We start from the raw sequence: 14,648 nt of genomic DNA, 5'->3' as shown, positions 1-14,648 counted from the left end.
AATTGCGCCAACGCCTCCGTCAGTACTTTCGGGCGACGGGTTTTGTCACGGCCGGCTCCGGCGCCGCCGGCGAGAGCGAGAAAGTGACCCAGCCCGTCCAGCTCTTGGGACGGTTCTCGGTCTCGAGGTCCTTGTAACCCCTGAGGTTGAGATAGCCAGGCGAGGATGTCGTAACCGCCCATGATGGCTGCCTCGGTCTCATCGGAGCGCTACCGTCACTGACAATAGTCCCAAAAACCCTGCGTGCGTGACGGGTCGGTGTAGTACCAGCACATGCCGGGCGCTGGCGCGGCACCTGCCCACGCCGCAGCCGTCGCTGCCGTCACGACGCCGATCGCGGCTCCCGCGGCGATCGCGCCGCCGCGCGGCCAGCCGTACCAGCCCGGCCGCGCCCAGCCGCCGCGTCCGGCGACGGCCGTCGTGGACCGAACTGCAACGTTGCCCCGCGGTCCGACCGCAACGGTCCGGCCACGATAGGCCGCGCCGCGCGGGCCGACAACGGCCCCGCCGCGGTGAACGACTGCTCCTCCGCGTGGACCGGCCACGGCACCCCCGCGGCGGCCGGCGGCCCGGACCTCGATGAGGTCGGGCAACGTCGTGGCTTCGTGCCGGATCGATGCAGACTGAAGCGGCGCCGCCAATGTCGGCCCCGATGGAATTGATAGGCCGGCCGCAACCATGAGAATGCAACTCGCCAGTCGCGCCGCGTGAGTACGATCAGACATCGTTCCGCCTCTTGCTCTTCTCCGTGTGGCCCTTCAGCTCCGTCACCGAATTCGTCTGCGGTCCCGCCTCATTGTGACGCTCCCGTGCCGCCGCGCTCGAACGCGAACACCGTCTTCCAGTCCTTCGCCATGTCCACGACGGTCCAGCCGCGCTGAGCGGCCTCGTCCAAGGCCTTGTCGAGCTTTCCAATTTTGGACTGCCGGTCGTAGGCGTATTCGCGGGCCGCGTCGGTGTGGTGGACGATGCCGAGGAATCGCGCGCCGGGGCCCGCTGCGGTCCATTGCAGCATCTGATGGTCGCCGTCCGAATTGCCGAAAGCGAGGATCGGGCGGCGTCCGATGAAGCGGTTGATCCCCGACGGCTTGCCGGGCCCGTCATCGATGAATTCGACCTTCGCCAGTTTCATCAGGACCGGCCGACTGTCGGCGCCGATCTTGAATTGCGTGGCGCCGTAGGAGCCGACCACCTGCTCCGGTGGAATGCCGTAGGCCTTCGCGGCCCATACCCGCATGAACTCGACGCCGCCGCCGGATACGATGAAGGTCTTGAAGCCGTTGGCGCGCAAATAGGCGAGCAGCTCCAGCATCGGCTGGTAGACGAGCTCGTTATAGGGGCGATGAAAGCGCGGATGCCGCGCCTGGGCGAGCCAGTCGGCAACCGACGTCGCATATGCGTCCGTCGTCATGCCGCTATGGGCGGCGGCAACCAGCGTCAGCAAACCCTTCTCGCCTTGGGCGGCGAGGGCGTCCTTGTCGCCGGCGAGGAACGCCTTGAACGGCTGCTGCTGCTTCCACTCTGGATGTGCGGCCGCCATCGCCCTGACGCGGTCGAGGCCAAAGGCGAGCTGGACATAGACCGGCTGCTCGCACCACAGCGTGCCGTCATTGTCGAACACGGCGATGCGCTCGGCAGGGGGTACGAAATCCGGCCCGCCGTCCTTGGTGACCCGCGCGACGAAGGCGGTGATCGCAGTCTTCGTCGCGCCGTCGTTCCAGGACGGCAGCGTATCAGTTTGCGCGACGGCCCGGCCGGTGACCACGAGCGCGAGCACCGCCAGGCCGATCGTCAGTCCGCGGCGGATCAGGGACACCATGTCCGATCGCCTTTCATTCGACCGGCAGAGCGCTATTGCACGCGCTGCTGGATCTGCTGATTGATCATCTGGCGCAGATTGGCGCGGATCTTTTCGATGCTCTGGGCTCTACCTGCCGCGCGGCTGCGCTCGTCCTTTATGTTGTCGACAATCTCCTCCATGATGTTCGCGGGGTTGAAGCTTGGCGGGAACGAGCGCGGCGGAAACTCTTTGAAACTTCCCGCAAAGACCGCGACCTCGTCGATCATGCCGTAGACCGAGCCGACATGATTAATCAGCCAATCCCAATAGGTATTCGAGGTGATGTCGGCGCGCTCGAACGGGTCCTGAAATAGATTGTAGATCTTCTGCAAGCGCAGCGTGGTGAACGGCTCGGCCCACACCCCCATCGTTCCCTGAAGACGTTGTTCCGAGAATACATATTTGTAGTCGCCTTGCCGGAGCGACACGAGCAGGCCATCGTCATCCGAATAGAAGAACGTGTTGCGCATGCTCTTGGTGCCGTTGTTGTTGCCGGCCGTTCCGCTCACATTGCGCAGGAATGACGACTGGTCGTAACCGTCGAGATGCACCTTGTAGTTGATGCCGTTCGCGGTGTAGCCGGCCTTCAGCTTGTTGACGATGTCGGGCTCGCCGGCGATCGCGCACAGCGTCGGGATCCAGTCGTTGTGGCTCATCAGCTCGTTGCTGACCGTGCCAGGCTTGACGTTGCCGGGCCAGCGCACCAGGCACGGCACGCGGAAGGCGCCTTCCCAATTGGTGTTCTTCTCCGAGCGGAACCAGGTCATGGCCGCGTCCGGCCAAGTGTTCATGTGGGGGCCGTTGTCGGTGGAATAGACCACGACGGTGTTGTTCGCGATCCCCAGGTCGTCGAGCGTCTTGAGCAGATTGCCGACGATGTCGTCGTGCTCCATCATGCCGTCGATATATTCGCTGTCACCATGGGTGTAGCGGCCGCGATGCTCGGTGCGCACATGCGTGCGCAGATGCATGCGCGTCGAGTTGAACCAGACAAAGAACGGCTTGCCCGCGGCCTGCTGCCGCTTCATGAAGTCGATCGCGGCTGCCGAGGTCTCGTCGTCGATCGTCTCCATGCGCTTCTTGGTCAGCGCACCGGTGTCCTGGATCGTCTGCTTGCCGATCTTGCCGAAGCGCGGATCGACCGTGGGATCGTCGACGTCGGTCGCCTTGCAACGCAAGACCCCGCGTGGGCCAAACTTGGCCCGGTACGCCGGGTCCTTCGGATAGTCTGGCAGTTCCGGCTCTTCCTCGGCATTCAAATGGTAGAGGTTGCCGAAGAACTCGTCGAAGCCGTTGACCGTCGGCAAATTCTCGTTGCGGTCGCCGACATGGTTCTTGCCGAATTGACCGGTGGCATAGCCCAGGTTCTTGAGCAGGCCTCCGACGGTCGGATCGAGCTGGCTGATGCCCATCGGCGCGCCGGGATAGCCCACCTTGGTCAGCCCTGTGCGAATGCCGTGTTGACCGGTGAGGAAGGCCGCGCGGCCGGCAGTGCAGGACTGCTCGCCGTAGTAATGCTGCATCTTCAGGCCCTCGCGAGCGATGCGGTCGATGTTCGGAGTTTCGTAGCCCATCAGCCCGTTGGAATAGGCACTGATATTGGCAATGCCGATATCGTCGCCCCAGATGATCAGGATGTTCGGCTTGCCCGCCGCCGGCGCGCTTGTCGCCGGTGCGGGAGATGGCGCGGCCTTCTGCGCTTGCGCCAAAGCCTCCGATGTCAACGTCGCTGCGGCGACGATGGACGATGTTCCCAGCAGGAGGTTTCGGCGATTGATCGGCTGGTCGGTCCCGGACTGCTTGTTCTCGTTCTCCAGCTCGCTGCTCATGCTTTGCTCCCTAGGTTGCAGCAGATCCTTCTTGCTTGGGGTGAATGACGGGAGGCATCCGCAACACGCAGCGGAAGCCGACATGGCTGGTCGAGGTGTCGATCGGTTCGGCATGCCGTGCGGCGGGATGATAGCGGCGGCAGTAATTGGGCGCGCAGAGGTGCGAGCCGCCCTTGAGGACCTTGCGCGGGATCCTGACGTTGGGGAGGCGAGGGTCGTAGCTCGCATCTTCCCGGCCGCCGCGAGGATTGTTCGGGATGCAGCAGGGCTTTGCGGCGTCGGCGATGTGCTTTGACGACCACCAGTCCGAGGTCCACTCCCAGACATTGCCGATCATGTCGTAGAGGCCGTAGCCGTTCGGCGGAAAGGCCATGACCGGCGAGGTCCGCTCGAACCCGTCTTCGCCGAGATTCTGGACAGGAAAGTTGCCCTGCCAGATATTGGCCATGTGCTTGCCGCCCGGCATCAGCGCATCGCCCCAGGCGAACTCCTCGCCGTCGAGACCGCCGCGCGCGGCGAACTCCCATTCGGCTTCCGTCGGCAGATCCTTGCCGGCCCAGCGCGCATAGGCCGCCGCATCGCTATAGGAGACGTGCACGACCGGATGGTCGTCGAGCCCCTTGATGTTGCTGCTGGGACCGTAGGGGTGGCGCCAGTTGGCGCCGCGCATGAAGGACCACCACTGGCTCCAGTCGCTGGGATCGGTGATACGCGGCAGCGGCGAGAACACCAGCGATCCCGCGTAGAGCATCTCCTTCAGCGCACCGGGATAGTCCTTGGGGTCCGGAACGATCTGCGCTTCAGTGACATGGCCGGTCGTGTTGACGAATTGCTTGAACTGTCGGTTGGTGACAGGCGTGCGATCGATCCAGAAGCCGTCGACGGCGACGCGATGGCTCGGCGCTTCCTCGGGATAGTGATGATCGGATCCCATGCGAAAAGTTCCGCCGGGAATGAAGTCCATTTGGCCTGACTTCACGTCATCCGGTGGCCACTCGGGGTGATTCAGGCCCGCCCGCGGCATGGTGGAAACTCCGATACGCGTATTCCGCCTGACGCTACGGCGCAGACTTTGGGAGACACCGGTAAGGGCACATTGCCCTGCACGTTGGACGCATTGTCTGGTCTCTTCTTGGCGCTCGTGGAGAGGAGGACGCTGGTATTGCGTCAACAGCTCTTCCTTCGCACGTGCTTCCTGCACGCGGCAAAACCTTACCGCCTGCGCTCCGTCTCTTCCGCAGAGCGTTTCCGATCAGTATCGCTGAGGTTGCAAAAGGTATCCGAAGATTGGAGCCCTGTAAATGTGCAGTTTGTGCCAAGTACGCGGAGCGTCCGGTGAGACGCGATGGCTCACGGTGCAAATTGTTTCCAACAAGCCAAGCGCCATTGACGGAGGAAAAACACGAGAAAAAACAATCCCACGCCTACTGTGCATGGGGTTGTTTTCGTCGTTTTGTTTTGGAGCGGCCGGCTCGCGCCTCAGGCGCCGCAGACGATCACGCCGTACCAGCCGAGGCCCCGATAGGTCTCGTAGCCCGGCGTTGCATGGAAGGCGACCATCGTGCCCGAGCGGTCCTGATAGAAGCCGGAGCGCTGGCCATTGAGCGACAGCGAGATGCGCTCGCTCAAAATGCCCTGGCCGTCGGAGGCGGCGATGACGCGGAAATTCGAGTCGACCAGCAACACGCGGGCCTTGTCGGTGTCACCGACGCGAACGCCTTGCACGATAGCGCGGGCCTGCGGCTCCCAGTCGAAATGGATGGCGAGCACGCCGATCGGCGCACCATTGGCCTGGCCGCCGGCGCGAACGCTGGCGCAATAGGTCGCGACCTGCGCATTGCCGAGTAACGGCTGGTTCTCGACGTCGCCGGCGACATAGTCGTCGCCGGAGCGCAAGGTGCGCGCCTCGCGAAACCATTTGGTGTGGGCGACGTTCTGGCCGATGACGCGAAACCGGTCGGCGCGGCCGTTGGCGATGACGTTGCCGTCGAGGTCGCAGAGCCAGAGGTCGAGATAGACGGTGTAGGCGCCGAGGATCACGGCGAGACGCTGCGAGGCATAGGTGACTGCGGCCGGCGCGGGCGAGGCCGCGCAATCGACCACGGCGGAGTCGGTCGCCCACCAGCGCACGTCGCAGGTGCGCTCATAGAGATTGCGGTCGATCAGCTCGACCGCGTTGAGGGACAGGTCGACCATGCGCTCGCCGCGCGAGCGCTGGCTCATCCGGTCGATCGAGGCGACGAGATCGCCGGTCCGTTTCGTCAGTTGGGTCTCGAGCTCGCGCGCGATGGTCTCGACCTGCTGGCCGACGCCGCGCACCTCCTGCGCCACCACGGCGAAGCCCGCGCCTTGCGCGCCGGCGCGCGAGCTTTCGATCAGCGCGTTCAGCGCCAGCATCTTCATCTGGTTGGTGATCTGCTGGATCGCCTTGGTCTTGTCGACCGCGATCTGGTTGACCTCCGCGGTGAGGCGATTGATCAGCGCGGAGATGTCGGAATCATCATCAACGGGTTCGGAGGCGATCGGCTTGGCTTTCAGACCCAGCGCAGCAGACATCGGGGACTTCCTTGGCAATGAGGCCAGATCTGCAATGAACCCGGAACAAAATCACGTCAGATCGAATACGATTCTTTTTCGAGGATTCCGCCTAACGCCTGCTTAATTTGCTGTTCGGCGGAATGCCTAAATGGTAGTCACTCCGGCCCGCAGGCCGGCCATCCACCGCTTTGTGCGGCCCGGCCGTTGCAAATCGCCGGACTTTCCCGGCCAATCCCCTAGAAGCCAGTCCCGGGCCGCCAGCGTGATCACCCGGATCCGAGTTCCCAACCGATAGCCCCGTCATGACGCCGCCTGCCACAGCCTTGCCCGTCGAAGCACCCCAGGCGTTCTTGGGAGTGGCGCGCTCGCTCACTGACAAGCTCTGGCGCGACCGGCTGGACGCCCGCGGGGCGGCCAAGGCGCTGGCCATCGTGCAGCAGCACCAGCTTCCCGAATTGCTGGCGCGGGTGCTGGCGGGGCGCGGGATCGACACCGACGCCGTTGCCGACTTCCTCGATCCGACCATCCGCAAGCTGCTGCCGGACCCGTTCACGGTCACGGAGATGGAGGCCGCCGCCAAGCGGATCGCGGATGCGGCGGCGAGGGGCGAGAAGGTCGCGATCTTCGGCGACTACGACGTCGACGGCGCGACCTCGGCGGCGCTGCTCGCCTGGCACCTGCGCCATTGTGGGCTCGATCCGCTGATCCACATCCCCGACCGGATTTTTGAGGGCTACGGCCCGAACGTCGAAGCCGTGAGGGGGCTTGCGGCAAAGGGCGCGACGCTGCTCGTCACCGTGGATTGCGGCACCACCAGCATCGAGCCGCTCGCCGAGGCCAAACGCCTCGGCATGTCCGTGGTGGTGATCGATCACCACCAATGTGGCCTCGATCTTCCCGAGGTCGATGCGCTGGTCAACCCGAACCGCCCCGACGATCTTTCGGGCCTCGGCCATCTCGCCGCCGTCGGCCTCGTGCTGGTGACGCTGGTCGCGGTCAATCGCGAACTGCGCCAGCGCGGTTTCTGGAGCACAGAAATGCCCGAGCCCGACCTGCTCGGCATGCTGCATCACGTTGCGCTCGGCACGGTCGCCGACGTCGCGCCGCTGATCGGCCTCAACCGCGCCTTCGTCGCCAAGGGGCTGATCGCGATGCGGCGGCGCGACCATGTCGGCCATACCGCCCTGATGGATGTGGCGCGGCTCAACGGCCCGCCGGAGGCCTGGCATCTCGGCTTCATGCTGGGCCCGCGCGTCAATGCCGGCGGCCGCATCGGCCGCGCCGATCTCGGCGTGCGGCTGCTGCTCGAAGGCGACAGCGTCGAGGCGGCGCGGATCGCGGCCGAGCTCGACCGCCTCAACAGCGAGCGCCGCGTCATCGAGCAGGCGGCCGAAGCCCAGGCCGAAGCCGAGGCGCTGGCCTCGATCGGTCTCGAGGACAAGCTCGGCGTGATCGTCACGGCGTCGGAAGGCTGGCATCCGGGCGTGGTCGGTCTCGTTGCCTCGCGCCTGAAGGAGAAGTTCTCGCGGCCCGCCTTCGCCATTGCGCTCGAGCCCGGCGGCATCGGCACCGGCTCGGGCCGCTCGATCGCCGGCGTCGATATCGGCAAGGCGGTGCGGCAGGCGGTTGCCGACGGCATTCTGCTCAAGGGCGGCGGCCACGCGATGGCCGCGGGCGTGACGCTGCGGAAGGAGAAGCTCGCCGAATTCCGCGCCTATCTCGAGAACGCGCTGGCGCAGGATGTTGCCGCGGCGCGCCACGTCAACGAGCTCTATATCGATGGCGCGGTCTCCGCACGTGCGGTGACGCCGGAGCTTGCGACCACGCTCAATCGCGCAGGTCCCTTCGGCAGCGGCAATCCGGAGCCCGTGCTGGCGCTGCCGGCGCACCAGCTCGTGTTTGCCGACGAGGTCGGTCAGGCGCATCTGCGCCTGCGCTTCAAGTCGGGAGATGGCGCGATCGTTAACGGCATCGCGTTCCATTCGGTTGGCCAGAAGCTCGGCAATGCGCTGCTCGCCAATCGCGGCCAGCAGATGCATGTCGCGGGCTCGCTCTCGGTCGATCGCTACCAGGGCGCCGAGCGCGTGCAATTTCGCGTGGTCGACGTCGCGCTACCGGACCAAGGACCATCCGTGATTAGATAACGCAAGATCCGACGAGATCATGCGTCAAAAATAAAGCCGCTCAAACAACAAAAAAGGGAGTGAACATGGCAGGGCAGGTTGAGGGCAAGGTCGCGCTGGTCACGGGCGGCGCCTCCGGCATTGGTGAGGCCATCGTCGAGCTGTTCGCGCGCGAGGGCGCCACCGTCCTCATCACCGATATCGACGAGCTGCGCGGCCCCGAGCTCGCCAGGCGCATTACAAAAGCCGGCGGCAAGGCGATCTTCCTGGAGCAGGACGTTACCAGCGAGGAGCGCTGGATCGAGGTCGTCACTGAGATCGCCAAGCGCTATGGCCGGCTCGATGTGCTCGTTTCCAACGCCGGCATCGGCATTGCCGTGCCCTCGATCGTCGACATGACGCTGTCCGACTGGCGCAAGCAGAACGCGATCAATCTCGATGGCGTGTTTCTTTCGGTCAAGCACTGCCTGCCGTTGATGCGCAAAACCGGCGGCGGCTCGATCGTCATGATGTCTTCGCTGGCGGGCCTGCGCGGCTCGCCGGGCCTATCGGCCTATTCGGCAACCAAGGGCGGCGTACGGCTGTTCGCCAAGTCGATCGCGATGGAGTGCGCGGCCGCCGGCGACGGCATTCGCGTCAACTCGGTGCATCCCGGCATCATCGATACGCCGATCTGGGGCAAGATCCCGACCGGAGCGAGCGGCGCCGGGCAGAACGCCCCGATCGATCCGGAGGAGCGCGCGCGGGTCGTCACGCCGTTGGGCCGTGCCGGCCAGGCTGCCGAGATCGCCTCCGGCGTGTTGTATCTGGCCTCCGATGCCTCGCGCTACGTCACCGGCAGCGAGCTCGTCATCGATGGCGGCATGAACGCCGGCGGCGTGCCGCGGCGCGCCTGAGCGGCGCAGGGCAGGGTGGCGGTCGCAGGGGCTGACGCGCAGGCGCAGCCCCTGTACAACGTCGGCAGCTTCCGACCGACAAAGGTGTCCTTCGCCATGGCGCACAGCCTTCATTCGCCTGCTTCCTCGCCCGCGCCATTCCGCTCGAACCGGCCGGACCTTGCCACCGATGCGATCCGCACCGCGCGCGAGGACCTCGCCGCCTGCTTCCGCATGGCCGCGCGCAACGGCTTTGAGGAAGGCATCTGCAACCATTTCTCGGCGGTTGTGCCGGGCCATGACGATCTGTTCCTGGTCAACCCCTACGGCTACGCCTTCCGCGAGCTGACGGCGTCAAAGCTCCTGATCTGCGACTTCCACGGCAATGTTCTCGACGGCGAGGGCGTGCCCGAGGCGACCGCCTTCTACATCCATGCCGAGATGCACAAGCGCCTGCCGCGCGCCAAGGTCGCCTTCCACACCCACATGCCCTATGCAACGGCACTGTCGATGACCGAGGGCGATCCGCTGATCTGGGCCGGCCAGACTGCGCTGAAATTCTACGGCCGCACCGCGGTCGACCGCGACTACAATGGTCTCGCGCTCGACAACCGCGAGGGTGCGCGCATCGCCTCCGCCGTCGGCGATGCCGACATCGTCTTCATGAAGCATCACGGCGTAATGGTGCTGGCCCCGACCATCGCGGAGGCCTGGGACGATCTCTATTATCTCGAGCGCGCCGCCGAGGTGCAGGTGCTCGCGATGTCGACGGGACGCAAGGTGCTGCCGGTCGATCCCGCGGTTGCCGCCGAAACATACAAGCAGATGCGCGAGGGCGATTCCGAATCCGCGAGATTGCATCTTGCCGCGATCCGCCGGCAGCTCGATGCCGAGGAGCCGCAGTACAGGCATTGACCACGGTGTCATTCCGGGGCGCGCGAACCGCGAGCCCGGAATCCATCGTGCAGCTAGCGACGCGGTGGAATGGATTCCGGGTTCGCGCCAAGTGGCGCGCCCCGGAATGACGGCAGGGGAGGGGGTCGGCCTACGATCCCTGCCGCAGCTTCGCCAGCACCTTCAGCCCGCCATAGCCATCGGCCGGCGTGATCCCGGCGCGCTGCTGAAAATCCTTGATCGCCTTCATCGTGTCGTTGCCGACGCGGCCGTCGGTGCCGCCGGTGTCGAAACCGGCCTTGGTCAGGCGTGTCTGCATCTCCTGCACCTCGGCAAGTGTCAACGTGCGCTCGGAGCCGGGGAAGGGCTGGATGAAGGGCGGCGCGCCGAGACAGCGGTCGCCGAGATGGCAGATCGCCAGCGCGTAGTTCATCGAGGGATTGTAGCTCTTCACCGAGTAGAAGTTCGGCCCCAGCAGGAATGTCGGCCCGCCCGCAACCGGCGTCCACATCTGCGCCGAGGCACTCGGCTGCGGAAACGGCTGGCCATCGGCGCGGGTGACGCCCGCCGCCTGCCAGGCCGCATAGGTCCGGCTGCCGCTCATGTCACCGGGCGCGCGCACCTCGTAGCCCCAATGCTCGCCGCGATGCCACTTGCCGCGATTGACGAGATATTTTGCGGTCGAGCCCAGCGCATCGTCGGGCTTGCCGAACGGTGAGACCTTGCCGTCGCCGTCATAGTCGATGCCGACATTGAGCCAGACTTCCGGCATCCATTGCGAGTGCCCCATCGCGCCGGCCCAGGAGCCCTTCATCTCCTCGGGCGTGCTCCAGCCCTTGTCGACGATGCGCAGCGCGTTGATCAGCTCGGTCTCCCAATAGGCCTTGCGGCGCGGCTCGTTCCAGGCGAGCGCGGCGAGCGAGGGAAATACCGGCGTCATGTGGTTCTGCTGCACCAAGGGATCGCCATAGGCGGACTCGACGCCCCACAGCGCCAGCAGCGTGCCGCGCTCGACTCCGAAATCGCGCTCGATGCGCGCGAGCAGCGCCTCGTTGTTCTTCAGCGCGATCTTGCCGTTGATGATGCGCCAGTCCGAGACGCGGCGGTTGATGTATTGCCAGACCTGCTCGTGGAATTCGGGCTGGTTGCGCATCTGCTTGAACACGCTCATGTCGGGCTCGACCCGCGCCATCGCGCGCTGCCAGGTCGCAGCCGAAATGCCCTTGGCCAGCGCGCGTGCGCGAAAGCTCTCGCGCCATTCGTCGAAGCCGGCAGGTGCGGCGAGAACGCGCATCGGGAGCGCCAGCAAAGCGGCTGCGCCGAGCGTTGACTGGAGCAGGGAGCGGCGGGTGTATCGGGGCGAGGAATCAGCGTGGTTCATGGGCACATTCTAGCCGGAAACAGGGTCTCTGTGGGACGGTTCCTGGAACACGAAGACCAGGCGCCGGCCGGCGTTCACCGGAACAAACTGTTGCGCTGCTGCATTCCCTCCGAACATGGTCTGTTCATCGAAATATTCGAGGTGGGATGAAGATACGTGCGCATGCGGAAAGCCACGTCGTCGAGCTCGACGACGGATCGCGATGGCAGATCTTCCCCGGCGATCTCGCGACCACGTTGAGCTGGAAGCCCGAGACCGATTTGCGACTGGAGCCAAGCGGCGACCGGGTAAGTTCGCATGTGCTGGTGAATGGCACGGACCAGAGCCGAGTCCGGGTGATCGCTGCCGGCGAGACGTGGCCCGACGGCGAGGTCAAGAAGGTGTTGAAGGGCGATTAGGCGTCGTGATCCTGATGATCATCGCCGAGAACTTTGGCCGCGGCATGCAGGGCGCCGGCGACGCCGGCAATTTCTCGGATTCCGATGGCGGCGGGTGATGCGGCGTCGGAGGCGGCAGCGACTAGGCCCGTCTAGTCCTCCTGCAAGTCGGCGGCGATGCCGGCAAGCCAGCGCCGGACCGCGGTTTCCGCCTTGGCATCCAGATCACGTGCGAGGCGCCTCTCCAGCGCGATCACCCGCTCCCGGCAGGCCTTCAACAGCGTCGCCCCGCGCGGCGTCAGTGTCCACTGCTGGATGCGGCCATGGACCGGATGGGGCGTCATCACAATCGCGCCGTCGCGCTCGAGATTGCGGATGATGACGCCGACGGTCTGCGGCGTCAGGAAGGTAAGGCGGGCGACGTCGGCGCCTGATAGTCCTGGATAGGCGTTCAGCATCGTCAGCACCGCGAATTGCGGCGACGTGACGCCGAGATCGGCGAGCGTCCGCTCCATCGTCAGGCGGACCGCGGCGTGGGCCTGGCGCAGGAGATAGCCGAGATAGCCCTCTTCGCCGCGCTTGCCTTCGCCAGGGGCGGGCACGCGGACGGCAATCGGCCGGGGCGTCTCCCGGTTTTTCGATCTCGTGATATCAGCGGTCTTGCGCGGCATGTAAGAGCTCTTATACAATGTAAGTGCTCTTATAATGACACGAGGTTCATGGCGATGTCACACGCCCGCAGCGAATACGAGGATTTCAAGCGGATCGCGCCGGACTTGTATGATCTGGTGCTGGCGCTGGGCCAGCTGGCGGCCAAGGCAGGCCTCGACAAACAGCTGCTCGAACTGGTCAAGCTGCGCGCCTCGCAGATCAATGGCTGCGCCTTCTGCGTACAGCATCACGTCCTGTTGTCGGAGCGCATCGGCGTGCCCGTCGACAAGCTCCATCTGGTCGCGGTCTGGCGCGAGGCGCCGATCTTTTCCGCGCGCGAGCGGGCGGCTCTTGCCTGGGCCGAGGCGCTGACCTGTCTGCCCGAGGGCGTCAGCGAGGAGGTCTACGCGGAAGCGTCCCGCGAATTCTCCGAGACGGAACTGACGTATCTGACCTCCGCGGTCGCCTCGATCAATGTCTGGAACCGTTTTGGCGCGGCGTTTCGCTGGACGCCTGCAAAGCGGCCGGCCGCAGCATCCTGATTGCAGGAAGGAGAGATCACGATGACAGCCATGAGCTTTTCTGTAATGGAACGTCCGACATTGTCACGTTCGGCCGTGCTCGCCGTCGTCACAGGGCTCGCCTGCGCGTTCGCAATCGGCAAGGCGCTGCCGCTGACGATCGACACCGTCTCCGGCGCACTTGCGCCGCTCTGCGCCACCGCGGCCGAGAGTTCGCCGCTCGACAAGGTCGAGCCGATCGGCTCCTACGCCTTGCCGAATGTGCCGGGCAAGCGCGTCACGATCGTGCGCGTGTTCTACGGTCCCGGCGGATTTTCGCGGCCGCACCGCCACGCGGGTTCGGTGACCGCGCACATCACCAAAGGCGAGATCCGCTCGCAGCTCGGCGGCGGTCCGGTCGTGACTTTTGGTGTCGGCCAGTCGTTCTTCGAGCCGCCAGGCTCGACGCATCTCGTATCGGCGAACGCGAGCGCGACGGAGCCGGCGGAATTGATCGCGGTGTTCGTCGCGGACGAGGGCGCGCAGCTCACTACGTATCTGGATTGACTGTAGCCCGGGTGAGCGAAGCGGCACCCGGGGCAGTCGTCGTAAAAGTCCCGGATGTCGCTTCGCTCATCCGGGCTACGCATCAGCGGGCTCTCTCGTCAGCCCCCATACGACGCAGGATCGGGATTGTCCGACGGGTGCTCGAACGACTTCTTCATCGAGACCGGCATCGGCACGTGGAAGTTCAGGCCGCGCGGCGGCACCGGCTCCATGAACCATTTGTTGTAGATCTTCTCGATCTCCGGGCTCTTGTAGAGTCTTGCGGTGGCCCGATCGACCACGGCCTTGAATGCTACGTCGTCCTTGCGCAGCATGATGCCGTAGGGTTCGGGATCGGAAAAAGCGCCGGTGCTGATGGCGTAGAGCGACGGATCCTTCGCCGAGGCAATCATGGACGCAAGCTGGATGTCGTCCATGACGAAGGCTACCGCGCGGTCGGTCTCGACCATCAGGAACGCCTCCGGGACATCCTTGGCATTCATCACGGTGATCCCGAGCGACCGGGCCGCATTGGCCTTGTTGAGCTGGGTGATGTTGGTCGTGCCGGAGACCGAGACGACGGCCTTGCCCTTGAGGTCATCGACCTGGTCGAGCTTCGAAGCCTTCTTCGACACGAAGCGGCTCGCCGTGAGGAAATGGGTGTTGGTGAACCACACCTGCTTCTGGCGCTCTGCGTTGTTGGTGGTTGATCCGCATTCGAGATCGATGGTGCCGTTGGCCATCAGCGGAATGCGGTTGGACGAGGTGACCAGGTTCTCGTTGACCGCGAGCTTGTCCAGCTTGAGCTCGGCCTTGATCTCCTCGACGATCTTCATGCAGATGTCGATGGCGTAGCCGACGGTCTTCTGTTTCTCGTCGATATAGCTGAAGGGCACGGAACTGTCGCGCACGCCGAGCGTGATCGCGCCGGTGTCCTTGATCTTCTTCAGCGTGCCGGTCAATTCCTCCGCATGAGCCGGCACGGCGAATGCAACGGCCAGAACGACCGCCGTGGTGAGACAACGCATGTGCTTCCCTTCTTCCAGTTTGCCTGGCGAGAGCCAAGCAATTCCGGGGCCAGAGAAGGCGCGATG

At 65.0% G+C, this 14,648-nt stretch carries 15 protein-coding genes; 6 read left to right on the top strand and 9 right to left on the bottom strand.

Annotation, left to right across the window (positions count from 1 at the left end):
- Positions 1-19: 19 nt before the first annotated feature.
- The 6 genes from GGD63_RS02755 to GGD63_RS02730 all read right to left on the bottom strand — a co-directional run bounded on the left by GGD63_RS02755 (position 20) and on the right by GGD63_RS02730 (position 6,225).
- Positions 20-202 carry a hypothetical protein gene (locus GGD63_RS02755; RefSeq protein ID WP_246785340.1) on the bottom strand — a complete coding sequence of 61 codons (183 nt, stop codon included), beginning with the start codon at positions 200-202 and terminating at the stop codon, positions 20-22.
- Between the two features lie 13 nt (positions 203-215).
- Positions 216-725, bottom strand: coding sequence for a hypothetical protein (locus tag GGD63_RS02750; RefSeq protein WP_183239352.1), 510 nt, complete (start codon positions 723-725; stop codon positions 216-218).
- Between the two features lie 68 nt (positions 726-793).
- A complete protein-coding gene (locus GGD63_RS02745) occupies positions 794-1,819 on the bottom strand; it encodes an HAD family phosphatase (RefSeq protein ID WP_183239351.1) in 1,026 nt (341 codons plus the stop codon).
- A gap of 32 nt (positions 1,820-1,851) precedes the next feature.
- On the bottom strand, positions 1,852-3,669 hold the full coding sequence (locus GGD63_RS02740; protein WP_183239350.1) for an arylsulfatase: 1,818 nt from the start codon (positions 3,667-3,669) through the stop codon (positions 1,852-1,854).
- A 10-nt stretch (positions 3,670-3,679) separates the two neighbouring features.
- The gene (locus GGD63_RS02735; RefSeq protein WP_183239349.1) at positions 3,680-4,693 is read right to left on the bottom strand and encodes a formylglycine-generating enzyme family protein; all 1,014 of its coding nucleotides are present in this window, start codon (positions 4,691-4,693) and stop codon (positions 3,680-3,682) included.
- Positions 4,694-5,148: 455 nt separating this feature from the next.
- Positions 5,149-6,225, bottom strand: a complete 1,077-nt coding sequence (locus tag GGD63_RS02730) for a methyl-accepting chemotaxis protein (RefSeq protein ID WP_183239348.1) — start codon at positions 6,223-6,225, stop codon at positions 5,149-5,151.
- Between the two features lie 284 nt (positions 6,226-6,509).
- Here GGD63_RS02730 and recJ point away from each other — a divergent pair, with 284 nt between their 5' ends.
- The 3 genes from recJ to GGD63_RS02715 all read left to right on the top strand — a co-directional run bounded on the left by recJ (position 6,510) and on the right by GGD63_RS02715 (position 10,120).
- Positions 6,510-8,351 carry a single-stranded-DNA-specific exonuclease RecJ gene (gene recJ, locus GGD63_RS02725; RefSeq protein ID WP_183239347.1) on the top strand — a complete coding sequence of 614 codons (1,842 nt, stop codon included), beginning with the start codon at positions 6,510-6,512 and terminating at the stop codon, positions 8,349-8,351.
- A 65-nt stretch (positions 8,352-8,416) separates the two neighbouring features.
- Positions 8,417-9,226, top strand: coding sequence for an SDR family NAD(P)-dependent oxidoreductase (locus tag GGD63_RS02720; RefSeq protein ID WP_183239346.1), 810 nt, complete (start codon positions 8,417-8,419; stop codon positions 9,224-9,226).
- Positions 9,227-9,322: 96 nt separating this feature from the next.
- The gene (locus GGD63_RS02715; RefSeq protein WP_183239345.1) at positions 9,323-10,120 is read left to right on the top strand and encodes an aldolase; all 798 of its coding nucleotides are present in this window, start codon (positions 9,323-9,325) and stop codon (positions 10,118-10,120) included.
- 130 nt (positions 10,121-10,250) lie between these two features.
- Here GGD63_RS02715 and GGD63_RS02710 read toward each other — a convergent pair whose 3' ends face one another.
- On the bottom strand, positions 10,251-11,480 hold the full coding sequence (locus GGD63_RS02710; protein ID WP_183239344.1) for a lytic murein transglycosylase: 1,230 nt from the start codon (positions 11,478-11,480) through the stop codon (positions 10,251-10,253).
- A gap of 146 nt (positions 11,481-11,626) precedes the next feature.
- Here GGD63_RS02710 and GGD63_RS02705 point away from each other — a divergent pair, with 146 nt between their 5' ends.
- Positions 11,627-11,878: a hypothetical protein gene (locus GGD63_RS02705; RefSeq protein WP_183239343.1), complete on the top strand. Its 252-nt coding sequence runs from the start codon at positions 11,627-11,629 to the stop codon at positions 11,876-11,878.
- 131 nt (positions 11,879-12,009) lie between these two features.
- On the opposite strand, the gene GGD63_RS02700 is transcribed toward GGD63_RS02705, so the two are convergent.
- Positions 12,010-12,528 (bottom strand): MarR family winged helix-turn-helix transcriptional regulator, encoded by a 519-nt coding sequence (locus GGD63_RS02700; RefSeq protein ID WP_183239342.1) that lies wholly within the window; start codon positions 12,526-12,528, stop codon positions 12,010-12,012.
- 54 nt (positions 12,529-12,582) lie between these two features.
- Between GGD63_RS02700 and GGD63_RS02695 the strand changes: the two genes are divergently transcribed.
- Entirely contained in the window at positions 12,583-13,050 is a 468-nt protein-coding gene (locus GGD63_RS02695; protein WP_183239685.1) for a carboxymuconolactone decarboxylase family protein, read from the top strand.
- Positions 13,051-13,071: 21 nt separating this feature from the next.
- Positions 13,072-13,575 (top strand): cupin domain-containing protein, encoded by a 504-nt coding sequence (locus tag GGD63_RS02690; RefSeq protein WP_183239341.1) that lies wholly within the window; start codon positions 13,072-13,074, stop codon positions 13,573-13,575.
- 98 nt (positions 13,576-13,673) lie between these two features.
- Here the strand turns inward: GGD63_RS02690 and GGD63_RS02685 are convergent, their stop codons facing one another.
- Positions 13,674-14,582 carry an amino acid ABC transporter substrate-binding protein gene (locus GGD63_RS02685; RefSeq protein WP_183239340.1) on the bottom strand — a complete coding sequence of 303 codons (909 nt, stop codon included), beginning with the start codon at positions 14,580-14,582 and terminating at the stop codon, positions 13,674-13,676.
- Positions 14,583-14,648 lie beyond the last annotated feature (66 nt).

This window comes from Bradyrhizobium sp. cir1 (assembly GCF_014198245.1).
In the GTDB taxonomy this organism is placed as follows: Bacteria; Pseudomonadota; Alphaproteobacteria; order Rhizobiales; family Xanthobacteraceae; genus Bradyrhizobium.
Note: the sequence above shows the minus strand (reverse complement) of the source record. Positions and strands in the feature narration are given on the sequence as shown.